The organism is Rhodanobacter thiooxydans LCS2, from assembly GCF_000264375.1.
Classification (GTDB): domain Bacteria; phylum Pseudomonadota; class Gammaproteobacteria; order Xanthomonadales; family Rhodanobacteraceae; genus Rhodanobacter; species Rhodanobacter thiooxydans.
This window is the reverse complement of sequence record NZ_AJXW01000205.1, coordinates 1-304: the sequence shown is the minus strand read 5'-3', so window position 1 is coordinate 304 and position 304 is coordinate 1. Positions and strand designations below refer to the sequence as shown.

General features: G+C 38.8%; 1 protein-coding gene. It reads left to right on the top strand.

Annotated elements, in window-relative coordinates; translation table 11 throughout:
• Positions 1-186, top strand: a 186-nt coding sequence (locus UUA_RS20155) for a hypothetical protein (protein WP_238533067.1), incomplete at its 5' end; no start/stop codon positions are given.
• Positions 187-304: the final 118 nt, after the last annotated feature.

Genomic DNA, 304 nt, shown 5'->3' with positions numbered 1-304 from the left:
GGTGATAGCAGCAAATTTCATATCAAGAGTAAAATGCCTTCAGAATATGCAGAACAACAAAGAATTAAGTTTGCAAAAGAGTTAGAGAAAGATGGTTTTATTAGTCTTACTTGTGTTGATATTATAGAGACTAAAACAGAAGGGAGAGTTTTGGTCTTAGAAGGTGAAATTTTAAAGCGGCCATAAGATACCGAAAAAATATGAGCCTTCGGGGTTTTTTATCCCCGAAAAGGGAGGGAGGGTGATGCCGAGAAGAGCAGAACCGGACAGGGAGAGAGCGTTTGAGATATACAAAGAGCATCAA